We start from the raw sequence: 19837 nt of genomic DNA on the forward strand, positions 1-19837 counted from the left end.
CTCTCATGCCTCACCGTTCGGCGGTAGATGCGCGTCTATGACGGTAATGCCCTCATCCATCGCCCACAGCGACATGCCGGCGTCTCCGGCTTGCGGACCCCACTTCGACGCGGCAATCTCCTCCAGCAAAGCACGTGCCTGCCGCATATCGATGGCCCGCGTCGACTTCGCCGCATTGAGCCGAACCTGCATGTTCGGGTGACCATAAAGCATCATCAACAACCGCCTTTGATCACCCAGGCGAGATCGGAGTTCGACTTCAACCGCCACTTTGTCCTTGTAAAGCGCATTATATCTGCTGATCTCGTTCCCAAGCAGCGCATCGTCCTGTGCAACGCCAATATCAGCGAAGCGCTCGACCAGTTGCTCGCTTGTCAATGTCGCTAAGTTCACGTGCCTGTTCATGGGTTCCGCACTCCGTGTCCAACAGCATCTCGATGCCGTGCCGCGCGACGAACAACATGAGAACCGTGTCGACCAGGATGAGAATGCACGCCCAGGGCGGCAATGCGCTCGTCCAACGCCGTTGCTCTCATTCGGGCACATAACTTCTATCATGCAGGGCGCGGAGTATTCCACGCGCATCGCCGGATTGGGGATAGCCCGACCGGGCGGCAACCTCCTCGAGCACCTCCCGCGCCTCTTCAGGATGGACGGCAAGCGTGTGGACCGCCGCTTTCAGGCGCACCTGAATGTTTGGATGCCCATAGAGTTCCGAAAGGTGGCTGCGCTCGTCTCCGGGACGCCGTTTCAATTCCTGCGAGACCAGCGTCATCTGGTCATAAAGCCGATTGTAGCGACGCGTATCGAGGTCCAACTCCGCCTCGTACTGAGCGGCACCGATTTCCGCAAACCTCGAAATCAGTTGCGCCGTAGACAGCAGTTCAAGGCTCGTCTTTGTCATTGCTTCAACACCCCTTTTTCAACCAGCATCTCGATGCCGATACGGTACCTTTCCTCCCAACTCCGTCCGCGAAGGTACTCGCGCGGAGTGAGTCCGCCAAATTTGTCACTACGCGTCCCATACCACGCCGTAATTTCCCAATGTTTGTAGCGCGGGATCAAAATCTTATTGTCCGAGCTTTCGATCATCCCCCGCGTATACCCGCCTGATAGGCTGGCGTCTTCTCCACGATATGATGGACATCGTAACCCCATCTCGGCTCTTTCGCCCGCTCCTTCAGTTCCTCCAGCGAGCGCGGCTCATCGAAGTAAGATTGGATGGTGTGTCCTGCTTCATTCGCCAGCCAGCCAACACGCGCCAGAAAGACGGCCTGTCTGAATGAAGGGAGTTGTTTCAGATATCTGGCGACTGAACGCCCGATCCGGTTGCGCTCGCGCGCCGTTTCCGGCCGCCTCTCGGGCACCTCCGGTTCTTCTGGCTCGTGGCTCGCCAGAATGATTCTCGGGCGCCCGAAATCGGTGCGTTGGGCCGGCTCGCGCCAGCCGCCTGTTCGGGTCCAGCGTCCGCCATGGCGATGGCCGCGCGGCACGCGTGGCTGGTTGGGATCGAAGTTCGCGCGGCGTTCCAGAAGCAGTTCCAAATGCGCCGCGCGAATGCGGAACGTCGTTTCCCTGATCTGCGCAATAAGCGCCAGCCGCTTCTGTCTGTCGGATTGGATTCCATACACGCCCTTCCCCTTTCCGCTTCATTGCCACGCGACAATGATGAGGCCGTCATGGCCAACGGGGATAAACAGGCAGAGGAAACTGCTGACGGAAGCGATGCGAACTTGTCTCAGGGCATGAGAATCAACGAGTTGGTGACCTTAAAGATCTTGTTTCGACCATTTGCGCGAGCATCTCGGTCCACGGCTCCCGCTCAAACGCCGGGCAACCGCTCACCTAGAAACAGCCCCTCCAGAAACCGGGCCGCATCCTCAAAGCGCCCTTCACCGCCCTTGTCCGGTCCTAGCACCGCGCGAACCTGCACGTCGAAATCGGCGTAGTGCTGGGTGGTCGCCCAGATGGCGAAGATGAAGTGATGGGGGTCGGACTTTTTCAGCTTGCCGGCGCGCATCCAGCCGCGGATGACCGCGGCCTTTTCGTCGACAAGTTCCTTCAACTCGCCTTTGAGAAGGTGATGGATGCGCGGCGCGCCCTGCAGGATCTCGTTGGCGAAAAGCCGGCTCTCACGCGGGAAGTCGCGCGCCATCTCGATCTTGCGGCGGATATAGGAGCGGATTTCGGTGGCCGGATCGCCCGCCTCGTCCATCTCGCGCAGCGGCGCCAGCCAGGCCTCCATCAGTCGCTGAATCAATGTGGTGAAGATCTCTTCCTTCGTATTGAAATAATACAGAAGATTGGGCTTAGACATCCCCGCCGCCTCGGCGATCTGGTCGACCGTCGAGCCGCGAAATCCATGGCTTGCGAAAACCTCCAGTCCCGCTTCCAGAATCAGCTCGCGCTTTTCCTTCTGGATGCGCGTACGCGGTTTCTTCACCGGCTTGTCCATCCGCTCTTCCTTATTCCCTCGCCACGTCGGTTGGCCTAAACCACAGGTCCAGCGTGGTGCGCGAATGCGCCGTGGGCTTTGCCTACAATCTCCTTGACCGCCTGTCTGGCGGTGTTAACGTTTGTCCAAACGGTCAAAAAATTGCGTAGCACAATCGCCTGACGAAATCCAAGGCGGCGCTCAGCAAGGCCCGGACAAGACGGCCATGGGGAACATTTTGGAGGTTTTGTCATGTCAAACCGGCTCAATCTGAAGCCGAACGATCTGAGCGCGTTCTGGATGCCGTTCACGGCAAACAGGCAGTTCAAGCAGACGCCGCGGATGCTCGTATCCGCACGGGACATGCACTACACGACCGACGACGGCCGCAAGGTACTGGACGGCACGGCAGGGCTCTGGTGCGTCAATGCGGGTCATTGCAGGCCGAAGATCACCGAAGCGATCCAGACGCAGGCGGCCGAGCTCGACTATGCCCCCGCCTTCCAGATGGGGCATCCGATCGTCTTCGATTTCGCCAACCGGCTGGTCTCCATGGCCCCGCAGGGCATGGACCACGTTTTCTTCACCAATTCCGGTTCGGAATCGGTGGAGACGGCGCTGAAGATCGCACTCGCCTATCACCGGGCCAAGGGCAACGGCTCCCGTTTCCGCCTCATCGGCCGCGAGCGCGGCTATCACGGCGTCAATTTCGGCGGCATTTCGGTGGGCGGCATCGTCGCCAACCGGAAGATGTTCGGCACGCTTCTGACCGGCGTCGACCATATGCCCCACACGCATATTCCAGGCAAAAACGCCTTCACGCGCGGCGAGCCGGAGCATGGCGGTGACCTTGCCGACGAGCTGGAGCGCATCGTCACCCTGCACGACGCCTCGACCGTCGCCGCGGTCATCGTCGAGCCCGTCGCCGGCTCCACGGGCGTGCTCATTCCGCCCAAGGGCTATTTGAAGCGCTTGCGCGAGATCTGCGACAAACATGGCATCCTCCTGATCTTCGACGAGGTCATCACCGGTTTCGGCCGCCTCGGCACGCCGTTCGGCGCCGATTATTTCGACGTCGTTCCGGACATCATGACCACGGCCAAGGGCGTCACCAACGGCGTCATCCCCATGGGCGCGGTGTTTGTGAAGAAGGAAATCCACGACGCCTTCATGAGCGGGCCGGAGCACCTGATAGAATTCTTCCACGGCTACACCTATTCGGGAAATCCGATCGCGTGCGCCGCCGGCATAGCGACGCTGGAGACCTATCAGGAGGAAGGGCTTCTGACCCGTGGTGCCGAACTCGGCAAATATTGGGAAGACGCGCTCCATTCGCTCAAGGATGCGCCTCATGTGATCGATATACGCAATATCGGCCTTGTCGGCGCGGTCGAGCTGGAGCCGATGGCGGGCCAACCGACGAAGCGTGCATTCTCAGCTTTTCTCAAGGCGTTCGAGAAAGGCGTGCTCATCCGCACCACCGGCGACATCATCGCTCTTTCGCCGCCTCTCATCATCGAAAAGGGCCAGATCGACGAAATCGTCGATTGTCTGAGGACCGTGCTGACGGAGGTCGAGTGATGGCACGCGCCCAGGCCGCCCACGAAGTCCAGGTCGACGACACGCGGGTACGCGTCACCCGCTGGGATTTCCCGCCAGGCGCTGAAACCGGCTGGCACCGGCACGGCATGGATTACGTCATCACCACGGTAACGCCCTGCTCCTTCCTGCTGGAGGAACCGGGCGGCGAAAGCCGCCGCGTCGACATGCCGGCCGGCATCAGCTATCGCCGCTCGGAGGGCGTGGAGCACAACGTCGTCAATGCCGGCGATCGGCCCATGAGTTTTGTGGAAGTCGAATTGAAATAGGGGGAGTTTCCAACATGGCCGCACCGGGCGAAAATTTGAGGATCAACGCCGACCGTCTCTGGGATACGATCATGGAGATGGCGAAGATCGGCCCCGGTGTGGCCGGCGGCAACAACCGCCAGACGCTGACCGACGAAGATGGCGAAGGCCGCCATCTCTTCAAGAAGTGGTGCGAGGAAGCGGGCCTTGAAATGGGGCTCGACGAGATGGGCACCATGTTCGCCTATCGTGAGGGCGCCGATCCGGACGCCCTTCCAGTTTATGTCGGGTCGCATCTCGATACCCAGCCCACCGGCGGCAAATATGACGGCGTGCTGGGCGTGCTTGGCGGGCTCGAGATCGTCCGCACGCTGAACGACCTCGGCATCAGGACGAAGCACCCCATCGTCGTCACCAACTGGACCAATGAGGAAGGCACGCGCTTCGCCCCCGCCATGCTGGCCTCCGGCGTGTTCGCGGGCATGCACGACCTGGAATGGGCCTACGACCGCACCGACGCCCACGGCAAGCGCTTCGGCGACGAGTTGGAGCGCATTGGCTGGAAGGGCGACGAAAAGGTCGGCCAGCGCAAGATGAAGGCCTTTTTCGAGCTGCATATCGAGCAGGGACCGATCCTCGAGGATGAGGATATCGACATCGGCGTCGTCACCCACGGCCAGGGACTGTGGTGGCTGCAGGTCACGCTCACCGGCAAGGAAAGCCACACCGGTTCCACGCCGATGCCCAAGCGCCGCAATGCCGGGCTCGGCATGGCGCGCGTCACCGAACTGGTGCACGAGGTGGCGATGGACTATCAGCCCGAGGCGGTCGGCGCCATCGGCCATGTCGAAATCCATCCCAATTCGCGCAACGTCATCCCCGGCAAGGCAGTCTTCACCATCGACATCCGCTCGCCCCATGAAAAGGTGCTCGACGAAATGCGCGCCCGCATCGAGGCCGGCATCGCCACCATCTGCGAGGCGCTGGACATATCCTTCGAAGTCGAGCCGGTGGGCCATTTCGCTCCCGTGACCTTCGACAAGGACTGCGTGAAGGCCGTCCGCGACGCGGCCGAGCGTCTCGGTTACAGCCACCGCGACCTCGTCTCGGGCGCCGGCCACGACGCCTGCTGGATCAACCGCGTCGCCCCCACCGCAATGGTCATGTGCCCCTGCGTCGACGGGCTAAGCCACAACGAGGCGGAGGAAATCTCCAAGGAATGGGCACAGGCCGGCGCCGACGTGCTGTTTCATGCGGTGGTCGAGACGGCGGAGATTGTGGAGTGATCTGATCTCAGGCAAGACACGAACGGCGGACAAATCAATAAAGGGGAACCCATGTCCAAGGTCATCAAGAACGGAACCATCGTGACCGCCGACCGCACCTGGAAGGCGGACGTCCTGATCAAGGACGAGAAGATATTCGCCATCGGGCCGGACCTCCACGCCGATCATCAGATCGATGCGACCGGCTGCTATGTCATGCCGGGCGGCATCGACCCGCACACGCATCTGGAGATGCCCTTCATGGGCACCTATTCCACCGACGATTTCGAAAGCGGCACGCGCGCGGCCGTCTCCGGCGGAACCACCATGGTCGTGGATTTCTGTCTGCCCTCGCCCGGCCAGTCTCTGCTGGAAGCCATCCAGATGTGGGACAACAAGTCCACCCGTGCCACCTGCGACTATTCCTTCCATATGGCGATCACCTGGTGGAGCGAGCAGGTCTTCAACGAGATGCCGCAGGTGGTGGAGAAGGGCATCACCTCGTTCAAGCATTTCATGGCCTACAAGGGCGCGCTGATGGTGGATGACGACGAGATGTACGCGTCCTTCCAGCGCTGCGCCGAGCTCGGCGCGCTGCCCCTCGTCCATGCTGAAAACGGAGACGTGGTGGCAGGGCTCCAGGCCAGGCTTCTGGAAGAAGGCAATAACGGGCCGGAGGCGCACGCCTATTCCCGCCCGCCCGAGGTGGAGGGCGAGGCCACCAACCGCGCCATCATGATCGCCGACATGGCCGGCACGCCGCTCTATGTCGTTCACACCTCCTGCGAGCAGGCACACGAAGCCATTCGCCGCGCCCGACAGAAGGGAATGCGCGTCTTCGGCGAGCCGCTGATACAGCATCTGGTGCTCGACGAGAGCGAATACGCGCATCCCGAGTGGGACCATGCCGCCCGCCGCGTCATGAGCCCGCCCTTCCGCAACAAGCAGCACCAGGATTCGCTGTGGGCTGGCCTGCAGGCGGGCTCGCTCCAGGTGGTGGCCACCGACCACTGCGCCTTCACCACCGAGCAGAAGCGCTTCGGCGTCGGCGATTTCACCAAGATCCCCAACGGCACCGGCGGGCTCGAAGACCGCATGCCCTTGCTGTGGACCTATGGCGTCAACACCGGCCGGCTGACGATGAACGAGTTCGTCGCCGTCACCTCCACCAACATCGCCAAGATCCTCAATATGTATCCGCAAAAAGGCGCCATCGTCGAAGGCGCGGATGCCGACATCGTCGTCTGGGACCCAGAAGCGGAAAAGACCATTTCCGCCAAAGACCAGCAATCGGCCATCGACTACAATGTGTTCGAGGGCATCAAGGTGAAGGGCCTGCCGAAGACGGTCCTGTCGCGCGGCGAGATCGTGGTCGATAACGGGAAGGTCCAGCCGAAGCCCGGCCACGGCCAATTCGTCGCCCGCGAACCGCACATGGCGGTCAACAAGGCATTGTCGCAATGGAAACAGGTGACCGCCCCACGCAAAGTGGAGCGCACGGGCATTCCGGCAAGCGGCGTATGATCGGAGAAACGATACAGTGAACGCCGAGCCCGCCATCCGCCAGCACGCAATTTCTCCACAGCCTGGCCAGAAAGTCGTCGAGGCGCGCGGCCTCGGCCTCACCTTCCATACCAATGACGGCCCGGTTCAGGCCCTTTCCAATGTCGACCTTTCCGTCGCCAGGGGCGAGTTCGTCTCCTTCATCGGCCCCTCGGGCTGCGGCAAGACCACGTTCCTGCGCGTCATCGCAGATCTGGAGCAACCGACCGAAGGCGCGATCAGCGTCAACGGCATGAGCCCCGAGGAAGCTCGCCGCGCCCGCGCCTATGGTTATGTCTTCCAGGCCGCCGGCCTCTTTCCCTGGCGGACGATCGAAAAGAACGTCGCGCTGCCGCTGGAGATCATGGGCTATTCGCGGGCCGAGCGGAGGGAACGTGTCGCCCGCACGCTCGACCTCGTCAACCTGACCGGCTTCGAGCGCAAGTTCCCCTGGCAGCTTTCCGGCGGCATGCAGCAGCGCGCATCGATCGCCCGCGCGCTTGCCTTCGACGCCGATCTCCTCCTGATGGACGAGCCCTTCGGCGCACTGGACGAGATCGTACGCGACCACCTCAACGAACAGCTCCTGCAGCTTTGGGCGCGCACGACCAAGACCATCTGCTTCGTCACCCACTCCATTCCCGAAGCCGTCTATCTGTCGACCCGCATCGTCGTCATGTCGCCGAGGCCCGGTCGCGTTACCGATGTCATCGAGTCGCCTCTGCCGAAGGAACGCCCGCTCGACATACGCGAGACGCCGGAGTTCCTGGAGGTGGCGCACCGGGTGCGCGAGGGACTGCGGGCGGGGCATGCCGATGATTGAGATGGGAAAAGCACGGCTGGCTGTCGAAGGTCATCAGCGCCGGAGGTCCGCGCCATGACCGCGATTGCCGGCACGGTCCCCTCAACGAGCGCCTCTCCTCTCCACCGCCGCCTCGCCCAAGGCAAGACGCTGCCCATCCTTATCGTTCTCGCGGCCCTTCTGGCCATCTGGTACGCCTTCACCGTCTATCTGAACGCGCCATGGCAGATCGACGCCTATGAACGCGCCGGCACCGAGTGGACCGCGACCGACCTTGTCCGCGATACGATGGCGCAGGAGCGCCCCGTCCTGCCCTCGCCGCATCAGGTCGTCGCGGAAATCTGGCAGACCACCGTGGGCACGCGCCTCACCTCGAAGCGCAATCTCTTCTATCATGCATGGATCACGCTCTCTTCGACGCTTCTGGGTTTTGGGCTGGGCACGGCCCTCGGCATTCTCCTTGCGGTCGGCATCGTCCATAACCGGGCGATGGACAAGTCGGTGATGCCCTGGGTCATCGCCAGCCAGACGATCCCCATCCTGGCCATCGCCCCCATGATCATCGTGGTGCTGAATGCCATCGGCCTTTCCGGCCTGCTGCCCAAGGCGCTGATCTCGACCTATCTGTCCTTCTTTCCCATAGTCGTGGGCATGGTGAAGGGCTTCCGCAGTCCCGAAGCGATCCAGCTCGATCTCATGCGCACCTATAATGCCAGCGGAAGGCAGACCTTTTTCAAGCTGCGCTGGCCGGCCGCCCTGCCCTATCTCTTCACCTCGATGAAGGTCGCTGTCGCCATCAGCCTCGTCGGCGCCATCGTCGGCGAATTGCCGACCGGGGCGGTATCCGGCCTCGGCGCACGGTTGCTGGCGGGATCCTATTATGGGCAGACGGTCCAGATATGGTCCGCCCTGTTCATGGCCGCAGCACTCGCAGCCGTGCTCGTCGGCATCGTCGGCGTTGCGCAGCGCCTGGCGCTGGCAAGGATGGGAGGACGCTCGTGAACTGGACGATTGCAGGCGCACTCGCCTTCTGGGCCGGCGCCTGGGCGCTCAACGAGAGGCTTTCCCGGCTGGAGCCGCGCTCGCCCGCGGCAAAACGAGCGCTGGGCCTGCTGGTTCCGGCCATCTTCGGCATCACATTGCTGGTCGTATGGGAAGGCGCGGTTCGGGGCTTCGACATTTCGCCGGTGCTCCTGCCGCCGCCCTCGGCAATCTGGGCGCGGCTTGTCAGCGCCGTTCCCATCCTGTGGGCCGACTTCCAGCAGACATTCCTGAAGGCTGTGCTCATAGGCTACGTGATCGGCTGCGGGTCCGGTTTCCTGGTGGCTATCGCTATTGACCGCTCTCCGTTCCTGCAGCGCGGCCTGCTGCCGCTCGGCAATTTCGTCTCTGCCCTGCCCATCATCGGCGTCGCCCCCATCATGGTCATGTGGTTCGGTTTCGATTGGCCATCCAAGGCGGCGGTCGTCATCATCATGACCTTCTTTCCCATGCTGGTGAACACGGTGCAGGGCCTGGCCTCGTCCAGCGCCATCGACAGGGATTTGATGCGGACCTATGCCGCCAGCTACGGCCAAACGCTGTTCAAGCTGCGCCTGCCGGCCGCCGCGCCCTTCATATTCAACGCGCTGAAAATCAACTCCACTCTGGCGCTGATCGGAGCTATCGTGGCGGAGTTTTTCGGCACGCCCATCACCGGCATGGGTTTCCGGATTTCCACCGAGGTCGGACGGATGAACCTCGACATGGTTTGGGCGGAGATCGCTGTCGCCGCCCTGGCCGGCTCGCTGTTCTACGGGCTGGTCGCGCTGACCGAGCGCGCCGTGACATTCTGGCATCCGTCCATCCGCGGGGGATAACAAGGCCGCGCAAAGCGGCCCAACTTCAGAGGGAAGCAGAAAATGAAACGACTGATGATGAGTTTGACGGCCGGTGCGACGGCGCTCGGCCTGTCGCAGGCAATGGCCGCCGACGACGTGACCCTGCAGCTTAAATGGGTCACCCAGGCACAGTTCGCCGGTTACTACGTTGCAGCAGACAAGGGTTTCTATGAAGAAGAAGACCTGAATGTCGAGATCAAGCCGGGCGGCCCCGATATCGCGCCCGTTCAGGTTCTGGCCGGCGGCGGCGCGGATGTGATGGTCGACTGGATGCCTTCCGCGCTGGCAGCCCGTGAAAAGGGCGTGCCGGTGGTCAACATCGCCCAGCCCTTCGCCCGCTCGGGCCTGACCATGGTGTGCCGCAAGGAGACCGGCATAGAAAAGCCGGAGGACTTCAAGGGCAAGACCCTCGGCACCTGGTTCTTCGGCAACGAATACCCGCTCTATAGCTGGCTGTCCAAGCTCGGGCTTCCGCGCGACGGCTCAGAAAACGGCGTGACGGTGCAGAAGATCGGCTTCAACGTCGACCCGCTGCTGCAGAAGCAAGCCGACTGCATCACCGCCATGACCTACAACGAATACTGGCAGATCATCGATGCCGGTCTGACCACCGACGATCTGGTCGTCTTCAGCTATACCGAACAGGGCGTCGACACGTTGGAAGACGGCCTCTACGTTCTGGAGGACAAGCTCGACGATCCCGAGTTCGTCGACAAGATGACCCGTTTCGTCAAAGCCTCCATGAAGGGCTGGGAGTGGGCCAGGGACAATCCCGACGAAGCCGCCATGATCGTGCTCGACAACGACGCCACCGGCGCCCAGACCGAAAAGCACCAGAAGCGCATGATGGGCGAGATCGCAAAGCTTCTGGGCGACGACGCCACGCTCGACGAAGCTGCGTACAAGCGCACGGTCGAAACCCTGCTCCAGGGCGGCTCCGATCCGGTCATCACCAAGGAGCCCGAGGGCGCCTTCACCCACGTGATAACCGAAAAGGCGATGTGACCGAATGCCATCAGGGGGCGGGCCACCGCCCCCTGCAAACCAGCCACGCCGCACCTTCGCACCTTACCCCGCCAGCCGTTCGCGCTCGGCGGCGCGAAACATGCCCGGCGTCTGCCCCATATGCCGCTTGAAGAAGCGGTTGAAATAGGCCGGATCCTGGAACCCAAGCGAATAGGCTATCGTCTGCACCGGCGTGGGCGTGAAAACGAGGTCGCGGCAGGCTGCCCGCAGCAGATGGCGCGCGGCCAGTTCCTGGACGCTGGACCCAGCCGCCTTGCGGCATAGGCGGTTGAGATGGGCCGGTGAAACGCCCAGCTTCTGCGCGTAGAAGGACACGGGAAGGTGCTGGCGGCAGTGGGCAGCGATCAAATCCTGCAATGTCGCAATGCGCCCCCGCACACCGACCGCGCCCGCCGGTTCGCCGCGCAAGGCGCTCTGCGCGCCGGCTCTCGCCACCCGCAACAGCACTTCCGTCACCAGCACATCGAGCAGAAGCTGCCCCCCAGCCACGGCGCGGCTTTGGAGTTCCCCATGGATCGCCTCCACCAGCGACGCCGCTCTTCGCCCCTCATCGGTTTCGATCGTAAGGACTCGGCTGGCAGACAGGTAATCGGCCATGGCGGCATCGGCGGCCATCACCGGCTTGAGCCGGTCGGCCACCCCTGTGACGACAAAGCCGTCGGCGTTTTGCGAGAAGCGGAAACCATGCGCCCGGCCCGGTGCAATGTACAGGATCGACGGTGCCTGGAAGGCCTCCGCTTCGCCGCCCCTCCCCAGGAGCTCGCCCTCGCCCGCCTGCACCAGGAAGAGCTGGAAAAGCCCCTCGTGCCGATGCAGCGCGATCTCCCAATTGTGCAGGCGGCTGCGAGCAGGCAGTGTTTCACTATGCAGCCAGAAATCCTGCCCTTCCCCTGTCCTCGGCTCATAAAGCCGGAAATTCGGCACTTCTTTCATATGCTTTCCGCCGTCCATAATGATCGGATAGTGCAATCCGACGCCCTTTTTGTCCATTGTGCCGTCGTGCCATGAGGGACACTCTCGGAAGGCAGCAGCACATCTGGGAGGAAACAGGCCGCGTGCGCACCAAAATTGCCATCATCGGCTCGGGTCCGGCCGGCCTACTGCTGGGCCAGCTGCTGACCAATGCAGGCATAGACAACGTCATTGTGGAGCGCGCCAGCAAAGAGCATGTGCTGGGCCGCATCCGGGCCGGCGTGCTGGAGGAAGGCATGGCCGGCCTCCTGGACGAGGCGGGCGCGGGAGAGCGTATGCGCGCCGAAGGCCTGCCTCACGAAGGTATTGATCTTGCCTTCGACAACCGCCGCCACCGCGTGGATCTTTTCGGTCTGACCGGCGGGAAAAGGGTTATCGTCTACGGCCAGACCGAAGTCACCCGCGACCTGATGGACAAGCGTGCGGCTACCGGCGGTGTCTCGATCTATCAGGCAGCCAATGTGCTGCCGCATGATTTCGACCGCGACCGCCCCTACCTCACCTTCGAAAAGGGCGGCCAGGAAAAGCGCATCGATTGCGATTTCATCGCGGGCTGCGACGGCTATCACGGCATTGCCCGCAAATCCATTCCCGAAGGCGCTATCGAGACCTTCGAGCGGATCTATCCTTTCGGCTGGCTGGGCATCATCGCCGACGTGCCGCCGGTCAACCGAGAGCTGATCTACGCCAATCACGAGCGCGGCTTCGCGCTCTGTTCCATGCGTTCTACCACCCGCAGCCGCTACTACGTGCAGGTGGAGGCGGACGAGCGTGTGGAGGAGTGGCCCGACCAGCGCTTCTGGGACGAGTTGCGCCGCCGCCTGCCGGAAGGCACGGCGGAGGCCGTCACGGCAGGCCCGTCGCTTGAAAAATCCATCGCTCCATTACGCTCTTTCGTCGCCGAGCCCATGCGTTTCGGCCGTCTGTTCCTCGCCGGCGACGCCGCCCATATCGTGCCGCCCACCGGCGCCAAGGGCTTGAACCTTGCTGCCAGCGACGTGCGCTATCTGTTTGACGGGATTCGCGAATATTATCTGCAGAAATCGACTGCCGGCATCGATGCCTATTCGCAAAAGGCGCTGTCCCGCGTGTGGAAGGCGGAGCGCTTTTCCTGGTGGATGACCAACACCATGCACCGCTTCCCCGAACAAGGTCCCTTCGGCCAGAAGATCCAGCATGCCGAACTCGACTATCTGTTCCACTCGCAAGCCGCCCTTACCGTGCTTGCTGAAAACTATGTCGGCCTGCCCTATTGATAAGAACGCCGGAGGAGAAATGACGAACGACAAGCCATCACGGCACAGCCCCTCACGACACAGCGAAGGCATGGCCACACGCCGCGCCGTCCTGGGCGACGAATGGGTAGATCGCGCCGAAGCCAACAAGACCGCTTTCGATGAACCCTTTCAGAATCTTATCACCGAGGCCGCCTGGGGGCATCTGTGGTCGCGGCCGCATTGGACGAAGCGCGAGCGCTCGATGGTCACCATCGCGCTCCTGGCCGCGCTTGGCCATCATGAGGAACTGGAGATGCATCTGCGCGCCACGGCCAACACGGGCGCGAGCGAGGACGACATATGTGAGGCACTGATGCATGTGGCGATCTACGCCGGCGTGCCGGCGGCCAACCATGCCATCAAGATCGCCAAGCGCGTGCTCAAGGAAATGCGGGAGGAACAAAGTTGAAGACCATACCCCAAAGCAATCAGGCTCCCGAAACGGGCACCTTTTTCACGCGCGACCGCAACTGGCATCCCCCGGCCTTTGCGCCGGGCTACAAATCCACCGTCTTCCGCGCGCCGCAAAAACCGCTGATCGCCTTTCCCAACACGCTGTCGGAAACGACAGGCCCCGCCTTCGGCCATGACATGCTGGGCCTCCTCGACCACGATCTGATCCACAATTTCGCGCGCGCCGGCGAAAGCGCCATCGGCGAGCGCATCATCGTGCACGGCAAGGTGCTGGACGAGCGCGGCAAGCCTGTGCCGAACGCGCTGGTCGAGATATGGCAGGCCAATGCCGGCGGGCGATACCGCCACAAGAAGGAAGGCTATATCGCGCCCCTCGATCCAAATTTCGGCGGCTGCGGTCGTGTCATCACCGATGCCGACGGCCACTATGCATTCCGCACCATAAGGCCCGGCCCCTATCCCTGGCCGAACGGTCCCAACGACTGGCGGCCCGCCCACATCCACCTTTCCATATTCGGCACCGGCTTCGTCCAGCGCCTGATAACCCAGCTCTATTTCGAGGGCGATCCTTTGATCCCGCGCTGCCCGATCCTCAACACGATCGCCGACGAAAAGGCCGTCGCGCAGCTCGTGGCCCATCTCGACATGGACAATTCCGAGCCGATGGATTCGCTGGCCTACCGCTTCGATATCGTGCTGCGCGGCCGCCGCTCCACCCCCTTTGAAAACCGCATGGAGGGCAACTGATGCTGAAGGAAACACCGTCCCAGACCGCCGGTCCCTATGTGCATATCGGCCTGACGCCCAATTTCGCCGAGATCACGGGCATCTTCCCCGAAGACGCGGGCAAGACCCTCGTGAACGACAAGACGCCGGGCGAGCGCATCGTCATCGAGGGTCGCATCATCGACGGCCAGGGCGGCGTAATCAAGGATGCCGTTGTGGAGATTTGGCAGGCCGACCATTTGGGGCTCTACAATTCACCTTACGAGCCGCGCGGCCATGCCGATTCGAATTTCACGGGCTGGGGTCGCTGCGCGACCGATATGCAAACCGGTGAATACCGGTTCGAAACGATCAAGCCCGGCCGCGTGCCTTTCGCCGATGGCCGCATTCAGGCGCCACATGCAAACCTCTGGATCGTCGCACGCGGCATCAATATAGGCCTGCAGACGCGGCTTTACTTCTCCGACGAGGCCGAAGCCAACGCGGAAGACCCGGTCCTGTCCCGCATCGAGCACAGGGCCCGCGCCGACACGCTGATCGCCCGGAGAGCCGGCGATGCCTACACTTTCGACATCTACCTGCAAGGTGAGAACGAAACGGTGTTTTTCGACATCTGATCGTGCGAACATGCCGATGAATGCTTTGCAGGAATCCCGGTATCCATGAGCGCCTCGCCCTTCGACCATCCTTTTCTCGGCGGCCTCCTGGGCGGCTCGTCCACCGGGCCGCTCTTCACTGCCGAGGAAGACATCGCCGCGATGTTGCGCTTCGAGGCTGCCCTGGCGAAAGCTGAAGCGGCCGAGGGGCTGATCCCTCTGAAGGCAGCCGACGCCATCAAGCGGGCGACGGTGGAGTATGTTCCCGACCTGGAAAAGCTGCGCACCGGTACCGGACGGGACGGGGTGGTCGTCCCGGCCCTCCTCGAGGGCCTGCGTAACCTGCTGCCGGCCGACCAGCGTCCGCACCTTCACTACGGCGCGACGAGCCAGGACGCCATCGACACCAGCCTGGCCTTGAGGCTCAAGAAAGCCTGTGACCATCTCGTCTACGGTATCAACGAACTCGTTGGTCGGCTCGCCGCTCTGGAGACGCGCGACGGCGCGGTAGAGGTGATGGCGCATACGAGGATGCAGGCTGCCATCCCCGTTCCCGCCGCGCGCAAGATTCACTCCTGGCGCGACCCGCTCGAGCGCCACCGTGCCCGCCTCGAAAGGCTGCGACCGGAGATCGAAATCCTGCATCTGGGCGGCGCCGCCGGCACGCGCGACAAACTCGGGGGCAAGGGGCCGGCGGTCGCCGCCCGGATGGCCAAGGCCCTCGACCTCAATCTCGTTCCCCATGCGCGGCATTCCGAGCGCGACGGCATCGCCGAATTCGCCGCCCTTTTGTCACTTGTAACCGGAAGCCTCGGAAAGTTCGGGCAGGACGTTGCGCTCATGGCGCAAACCGAGATGGCGGAAATCAGCCTCACCACCGGCGGCGGCTCGTCCGCCATGCCGCACAAGAAAAACCCGGTCCAGGCCGAGATACTCGTCTCGCTCGCTCGCTTCAACGCGACGCTCCTGCCCGGGATGCACCATGGGCTCGTTCACGAGAACGAACGCTCCGGCGCCGCCTGGACGCTGGAATGGATGCTGCTGCCGCAAATGGTGATGGCCACGGACGCCGCTTTGCGAGCAGGTACCGAGCTTGCCTCCAGCATCACCTTTGCAGCACGGAAGCAGTGATGATCACATCGCATTCATCGTCAGCAGTTCGTAGGCCGCCACCTGATCGCCCTCCTGGTCGTAGACGCCCACGTCCCAGCGCACTTCGCCATATTCCTCGTTGCGGCGCGTCTTCTGCTTGACCGTCAGGCGGACCTTCAGGCTCGCGCCCGGCTCCACAGGCTTCAGGAAGCGCAGATTGTCCAGCCCGTAATTGGCCAGCACCGGCCCCGGCGCAGGATCGACGAACATGCCGGCGGCAAAGGACAGGATCAGATAGCCGTGCGCCACGCGCCCAGGGAAAAACGGGTTGGCGGCAGCGGCTTCCTCGTCCATATGGGCGTAGAAATTGTCGCCGGTGAAAGCGGCAAAGTGCTCGATGTCCTCGAGCGTGACCGGGCGCGGGCCGGCCCACAGGGTGCGGCCGGGCTCCAGTTCCCCGAAGCGGAGGCGGAAGGGATGCGGTTCTTCCTCTGCCGTTGAAGCGCCCGCGACATAGCGCCCCGTCACACCCGCGATGATATCCGGGCTGCCCTGGATCGCCGTGCGCTGCATATAGTGCATCACGCCGCGAATGCCGCCCATTTCCTCGCCGCCGCCGGCCCGTCCCGGCCCGCCATGCACGAGATGGGGAAGCGGAGAGCCGTGGCCCGTCGCTTCCTTGCCCGTGTCGCGATTGGCGAAATAGAGCCTGCCATGGAACGCGCCCGAGCCGAGCACGACCTGCCGCGCCACCTGCGGGTCATGGGTAAAGACCGAGGCCACCAGCGAGCCCTCCCCGCGATTGGCCAGCGCCAATGCATGGTCGAGGTCGCGATAAGGCATGATCGTCGATACCGGACCGAAGGCTTCGACCGAATGCAGCCGGCTTGCGCCGTCCGGATCGTCGCAAGCAAAGAGCATGGGAGGCACGAAGGCGCCGGCCTGCGCATCCGCTCCATGCGCCTTAAAGCTGCGGACATCGCCGAAGACGCGCCGGGCCTCGGACGACAAGAGCTCGACCTTCTCCAGCACATCCGTTCTTTGCGCCAGGCTCGCCAGCGCTCCCATCCGCGTCTCGGCCAGCCGCGGATCGCCGACGACGGTCTTTTCCAGCTTCGCGAACAAGGCGTCGACCGTCGCCTCATGCCAGTCCGCAGGCACCAGGATACGGCGGATGGCGGTGCATTTCTGCCCCGCCTTGGCGGTGATTTCGCGGTGAACCTCGCGAATGAACGCATCGAATTCCGGCGAGCCCGGCTCCGCGTCCGGTCCCAGGATCGAAGCATTGAGCGAATCCTGCTCGGCAATGAAGCGCACGGAATGGGCAAGGATGTTGGTGTTCGACCGCAGCATGGACGCCGTCGATGCCGAGCCGGTGAACGACACCACGTCCTGCCCGCCGAGCCTGTCGAGCAGATCGCCGGTCGAGCCGGCAATGAACTGCACCGAGCCTTCCGGCAGCAATCCGGATTCCACGATCATCCGGAAACAGGCTTCTGCCAGGAAGGCGGTCGCCGAGGCCGGTTTTATGATGCTGGGCACGCCGGCGAGGAATGTCGGCGCAAGCTTTTCGAGCATGCCCCATACCGGGAAGTTGAACGCATTGATGTGCACGGCCACGCCCCGCAGCGGCGTCGCCACATGCTGGCCGATAAAACCGCCGGAGCGCGAAAGCGGCTCGACCGCCCCATCCACGAATATCCGGTCGTCCGGCAGTTCACGCCGGCCCTTGGAGGAGAAGACGAACAGCGTGCCGATGCCGCCATCGATGTCGATCAGCGAATCGGCCTTGGTCGCGCCAGTGTCGTAAGACAGCTCGTACAGCGCCTCGCGCCGCTCGTTGAGATACTGGGCCAGCGCCTTGAGAATATGCGCGCGGTCGTGGAAGGTCATCGCCCTCAGCGCCGGCCCGCCCACATTGCGGGCGTGATCGCCCATGGCCGCATAGTCGAGCCGCCCGCCGATCCTGGCGACCACACGGCCATCGACTGCGCTTTTCAGATCGCTCGTATCGCCGGAAGGCGCAATCCATTCGTCGCGCGCGAAGCTGTTCAAAGGGATAATGGACACGTCGAATTCCTTTCAAGAAATCTGAACGGCGCTACGCCACCCGCGCCGGAAGATGAGCGAAGCCCCGGAAGCGCACCCGCCCCGTGCGTTTCGGCGCGCCTGTCAGCCGATAGTTCGGGAACCGTTCCAGAAAGCGCGAGATGCCGATGCGCCCCTCCATCCGCGCCAGTGAAAAGCCGGCGCACAGATGAGGACCACCGGCGAATGCCAGGTGCTTGTTCGGTTTGCGCCCGATATCCAGGCGGTCGGGGTCTTCGAACTGCCGGGGGTCGCGGTTCGCCGCGCCGATGCACAAATGGATCGGCGTGCCGGGCTCGATCATCTGCCCATGGAACTCGACCGGTTCCACCGCCATCCGGTTGCCGAGCTGGTTGGGGCTCTGGAAGCGCAGGAACTCATCGACCGCGCTGTTGATAAGCTCCGGCTCTGCCTCCAGCCGCCGCTTTTCCTCCGGCCAGTCCAGAAGGGCATTGAGGCCATTACCTATAAGGTTGGTGGTGGTCTCGTGTCCGGCGTTGAGGATGAAGATGCAGTTTTGCAGCAGTTCCACCTCGCTCAACCCCTCCCCCTCATTGCCGCTGATGAGCCGCGTCAGAACATCGGTCGCCGGATCGCCTGGATTGCGACGCCGGTCGTCGGCGATGCCCTTCAGGAATGCCTTGAACTCCGTCACGGAGATGTTGCCGCGCTGGTGCTGCTCCTCGGTCAACACAGGTTCCAGCGCTCCCAGAATGGCCAGCGACCAATCGCGCAGCGGCCCGCGTTCCTCATGCGGTATGGCGAACATGTTGCCGATTACCTCGACCGGTATGGCCGCGGCGAAATCCTCGATCAGATCGACCTCGCCCTTGTCTTCCATCCGGTCTAGAAGATCGTCGACAAGCGCTACCAGACCCGGCTCCAGCGCGGCAAGCGCGCGCGGCGTCAGCGCCCCCATCATGATCTTGCGCACGCGGGTATGCAGCGGCGGATCGTTGAAGACGAGGCTCGTCGTGTGATGTTCGTAAAGCGGCGTATCGCCGAACTTCGGCAGGAACTCCTTCTTCTTGTCGGACGAGAAGGTCTTGGTGTCGCGGTAGATGCGGTCCAGGTCCTCGTGGCGCGAAAGCATTACCGAGCCATCGCCGAAGCGCTTCACCGGGGCGTGTTCCAGCAAGGCGTGATACCAGGGAAACGGGTCGTCCACGAAACCGGCCGGCAGCCGCGTCAGTTCGAAGCCTTCTGCCATCGCCGCGCTGTACCGCGCGGCGTTTTCAGCCATCTGAGCCATTCTTTTCCTCCCGGGCAGCTATTTCCTTTGGAAATGGCTGCCCCATCCAAGCAAGAGTTCGAACAAAGTTCGAGCGGGTGTGCCCGCGCCCAACATTCAAAGCATTATTGACCGACCGGCCGGTTTATGCAACTCTTTCCACACACCAGTCGCTTGGGAGAAGCGTAGATGGAGGGTTTGCAACTGTCCCCACAGGAGATCGCCGAAAAGAGCGCCGCCGCCATGTGGGCGCGCGATGACGCTTCGAAATGGCTCGGCGCCACGCTCGATGCGGTCGGACCGGGCACCGCCACCCTGTCGATGACGGTGCAAGAACATCACACCAATGGCCACGACATCTGCCACGGCGGCTTCATCTTCACCCTTGCCGACTCGGCCTTCGCCTTTGCCTGCAACTCCTACAACCAGATTGTGGTCGCCCAGCAGAACTCCGTCACCTATGTCGCTCCCGGACGTCTCGGCGACCGGTTGACGGCTGAAGCCCGCGAAGTCGCCCGCTTCGGGCGCTCCGGTATCTATGATGTGAGCGTGACCGATCAGGACGGAAGACTGATCGCCGAATTCCGCGGCAATTCACGGCAGATCGCCGGGCAGCATTTTCAGGACAGTTAGGGTCTGCGCCTG

Annotated in this window: 21 protein-coding genes; 14 read left to right on the forward strand and 7 right to left on the reverse strand. The window is 62.9% G+C overall.

What is annotated here, in order from left to right:
- Positions 1-3 precede the first annotated feature (3 nt).
- From N1058_RS13915 to N1058_RS13930, 4 genes are all read right to left on the reverse strand, one after another.
- Complete coding sequence (locus N1058_RS13915; RefSeq protein ID WP_265518166.1) at positions 4-405, reverse strand: DUF2019 domain-containing protein; 402 nt, start codon at positions 403-405, stop codon at positions 4-6.
- A gap of 127 nt (positions 406-532) precedes the next feature.
- On the reverse strand, positions 533-904 hold the full coding sequence (locus N1058_RS13920; protein WP_265518167.1) for a DUF2019 domain-containing protein: 372 nt from the start codon (positions 902-904) through the stop codon (positions 533-535).
- Between the two features lie 184 nt (positions 905-1088).
- A complete protein-coding gene (locus N1058_RS13925) occupies positions 1089-1631 on the reverse strand; it encodes a hypothetical protein (protein ID WP_265518168.1) in 543 nt (180 codons plus the stop codon).
- Positions 1632-1822: 191 nt separating this feature from the next.
- Positions 1823-2455 carry a TetR family transcriptional regulator C-terminal domain-containing protein gene (locus N1058_RS13930; protein WP_265518169.1) on the reverse strand — a complete coding sequence of 211 codons (633 nt, stop codon included), beginning with the start codon at positions 2453-2455 and terminating at the stop codon, positions 1823-1825.
- A gap of 231 nt (positions 2456-2686) precedes the next feature.
- Between N1058_RS13930 and aptA the strand changes: the two genes are divergently transcribed.
- Genes aptA through N1058_RS13970 form a run of 8 tightly spaced genes read left to right on the forward strand, consistent with a single transcriptional unit; the run spans position 2687 to position 10775 of the window.
- A complete protein-coding gene (gene aptA / locus N1058_RS13935; RefSeq protein WP_265518170.1) occupies positions 2687-4015 on the forward strand; it encodes an omega-aminotransferase AptA in 1329 nt (442 codons plus the stop codon).
- Positions 4015-4302 (forward strand): cupin domain-containing protein, encoded by a 288-nt coding sequence (locus N1058_RS13940; protein WP_265518171.1) that lies wholly within the window; start codon positions 4015-4017, stop codon positions 4300-4302. Before aptA ends, N1058_RS13940 begins: the two co-directional genes overlap by 1 nt.
- 14 nt (positions 4303-4316) lie before the next feature.
- Positions 4317-5567 carry a Zn-dependent hydrolase gene (locus N1058_RS13945; protein WP_265518172.1) on the forward strand — a complete coding sequence of 417 codons (1251 nt, stop codon included), beginning with the start codon at positions 4317-4319 and terminating at the stop codon, positions 5565-5567.
- A gap of 51 nt (positions 5568-5618) precedes the next feature.
- A complete protein-coding gene (gene hydA, locus N1058_RS13950; RefSeq protein WP_265518173.1) occupies positions 5619-7070 on the forward strand; it encodes a dihydropyrimidinase in 1452 nt (483 codons plus the stop codon).
- A gap of 49 nt (positions 7071-7119) precedes the next feature.
- Positions 7120-7911, forward strand: a complete 792-nt coding sequence (locus N1058_RS13955) for an ABC transporter ATP-binding protein (protein WP_265518211.1) — start codon at positions 7120-7122, stop codon at positions 7909-7911.
- Positions 7912-7965: 54 nt separating this feature from the next.
- Entirely contained in the window at positions 7966-8892 is a 927-nt protein-coding gene (locus N1058_RS13960) for an ABC transporter permease (RefSeq protein ID WP_265518174.1), read from the forward strand.
- Complete coding sequence (locus N1058_RS13965; protein WP_265518175.1) at positions 8889-9749, forward strand: ABC transporter permease; 861 nt, start codon at positions 8889-8891, stop codon at positions 9747-9749. The genes N1058_RS13960 and N1058_RS13965 overlap by 4 nt, the downstream gene beginning before the upstream one ends.
- Before the next feature lie 42 nt (positions 9750-9791).
- Complete coding sequence (locus N1058_RS13970) at positions 9792-10775, forward strand: ABC transporter substrate-binding protein (protein WP_420847985.1); 984 nt, start codon at positions 9792-9794, stop codon at positions 10773-10775.
- Between the two features lie 63 nt (positions 10776-10838).
- Here N1058_RS13970 and N1058_RS24235 read toward each other — a convergent pair whose 3' ends face one another.
- Positions 10839-11111 (reverse strand): helix-turn-helix domain-containing protein, encoded by a 273-nt coding sequence (locus N1058_RS24235; RefSeq protein WP_420847989.1) that lies wholly within the window; start codon positions 11109-11111, stop codon positions 10839-10841.
- Positions 11112-11851: 740 nt separating this feature from the next.
- Here N1058_RS24235 and pobA point away from each other — a divergent pair.
- From pobA to N1058_RS14000, 5 genes are read left to right on the forward strand one after another with little or no spacing between them, the layout of a single operon-like run.
- Entirely contained in the window at positions 11852-13024 is a 1173-nt protein-coding gene (gene pobA / locus N1058_RS13980; protein WP_265518177.1) for a 4-hydroxybenzoate 3-monooxygenase, read from the forward strand.
- Between the two features lie 19 nt (positions 13025-13043).
- Complete coding sequence (pcaC, locus tag N1058_RS13985) at positions 13044-13454, forward strand: 4-carboxymuconolactone decarboxylase (RefSeq protein WP_265518179.1); 411 nt, start codon at positions 13044-13046, stop codon at positions 13452-13454.
- A complete protein-coding gene (pcaH, locus tag N1058_RS13990) occupies positions 13451-14206 on the forward strand; it encodes a protocatechuate 3,4-dioxygenase subunit beta (protein ID WP_265518180.1) in 756 nt (251 codons plus the stop codon). Before pcaC ends, pcaH begins: the two co-directional genes overlap by 4 nt.
- A complete protein-coding gene (pcaG, locus tag N1058_RS13995; RefSeq protein WP_265518181.1) occupies positions 14206-14802 on the forward strand; it encodes a protocatechuate 3,4-dioxygenase subunit alpha in 597 nt (198 codons plus the stop codon). Before pcaH ends, pcaG begins: the two co-directional genes overlap by 1 nt.
- A 45-nt stretch (positions 14803-14847) precedes the next feature.
- Positions 14848-15912, forward strand: coding sequence for a 3-carboxy-cis,cis-muconate cycloisomerase (locus N1058_RS14000; protein ID WP_265518182.1), 1065 nt, complete (start codon positions 14848-14850; stop codon positions 15910-15912).
- A gap of 3 nt (positions 15913-15915) precedes the next feature.
- Here N1058_RS14000 and paaZ read toward each other — a convergent pair whose 3' ends face one another.
- Both paaZ and N1058_RS14010 read right to left on the reverse strand, forming a co-directional pair.
- Positions 15916-17943, reverse strand: coding sequence for a phenylacetic acid degradation bifunctional protein PaaZ (gene paaZ, locus N1058_RS14005; RefSeq protein WP_265518183.1), 2028 nt, complete (start codon positions 17941-17943; stop codon positions 15916-15918).
- A gap of 31 nt (positions 17944-17974) precedes the next feature.
- Entirely contained in the window at positions 17975-19213 is a 1239-nt protein-coding gene (locus N1058_RS14010; protein ID WP_265518184.1) for a cytochrome P450, read from the reverse strand.
- A 168-nt stretch (positions 19214-19381) separates the two neighbouring features.
- Between N1058_RS14010 and paaI the strand changes: the two genes are divergently transcribed.
- Positions 19382-19825, forward strand: coding sequence for a hydroxyphenylacetyl-CoA thioesterase PaaI (gene paaI / locus N1058_RS14015; protein ID WP_265518185.1), 444 nt, complete (start codon positions 19382-19384; stop codon positions 19823-19825).
- Positions 19826-19837 lie beyond the last annotated feature (12 nt).

The sequence above is a fragment of the Nitratireductor luteus genome, assembly GCF_026162365.1.
In the GTDB taxonomy this organism is placed as follows: domain Bacteria; phylum Pseudomonadota; class Alphaproteobacteria; order Rhizobiales; family Rhizobiaceae; genus Chelativorans; species Chelativorans luteus.

Bases quoted from the DNA above. Each gene is read 5' to 3' on its own strand.
- N1058_RS13915 (WP_265518166.1), bottom strand. From the start codon at position 405: ATGAACAGGCACGTGAACTTAGCGACATTGACAAGCGAGCAACTGGTC.
- N1058_RS13920 (WP_265518167.1), bottom strand. From the start codon at position 904: ATGACAAAGACGAGCCTTGAACTGCTGTCTACGGCGCAACTGATTTCG.
- N1058_RS13930 (WP_265518169.1), bottom strand. From the start codon at position 2,455: ATGGACAAGCCGGTGAAGAAACCGCGTACGCGCATCCAGAAGGAAAAG.
- aptA (WP_265518170.1), top strand. From the start codon at position 2,687: ATGTCAAACCGGCTCAATCTGAAGCCGAACGATCTGAGCGCGTTCTGG.
- N1058_RS13940 (WP_265518171.1), top strand. From the start codon at position 4,015: ATGGCACGCGCCCAGGCCGCCCACGAAGTCCAGGTCGACGACACGCGG.
- N1058_RS13945 (WP_265518172.1), top strand. From the start codon at position 4,317: ATGGCCGCACCGGGCGAAAATTTGAGGATCAACGCCGACCGTCTCTGG.
- hydA (WP_265518173.1), top strand. From the start codon at position 5,619: ATGTCCAAGGTCATCAAGAACGGAACCATCGTGACCGCCGACCGCACC.
- N1058_RS13960 (WP_265518174.1), top strand. From the start codon at position 7,966: ATGACCGCGATTGCCGGCACGGTCCCCTCAACGAGCGCCTCTCCTCTC.
- N1058_RS13970 (WP_420847985.1), top strand. From the start codon at position 9,792: ATGAAACGACTGATGATGAGTTTGACGGCCGGTGCGACGGCGCTCGGC.
- pcaC (WP_265518179.1), top strand. From the start codon at position 13,044: ATGACGAACGACAAGCCATCACGGCACAGCCCCTCACGACACAGCGAA.
- pcaG (WP_265518181.1), top strand. From the start codon at position 14,206: ATGCTGAAGGAAACACCGTCCCAGACCGCCGGTCCCTATGTGCATATC.
- N1058_RS14000 (WP_265518182.1), top strand. From the start codon at position 14,848: ATGAGCGCCTCGCCCTTCGACCATCCTTTTCTCGGCGGCCTCCTGGGC.
- N1058_RS14010 (WP_265518184.1), bottom strand. From the start codon at position 19,213: ATGGCTCAGATGGCTGAAAACGCCGCGCGGTACAGCGCGGCGATGGCA.
- paaI (WP_265518185.1), top strand. From the start codon at position 19,382: ATGGAGGGTTTGCAACTGTCCCCACAGGAGATCGCCGAAAAGAGCGCC.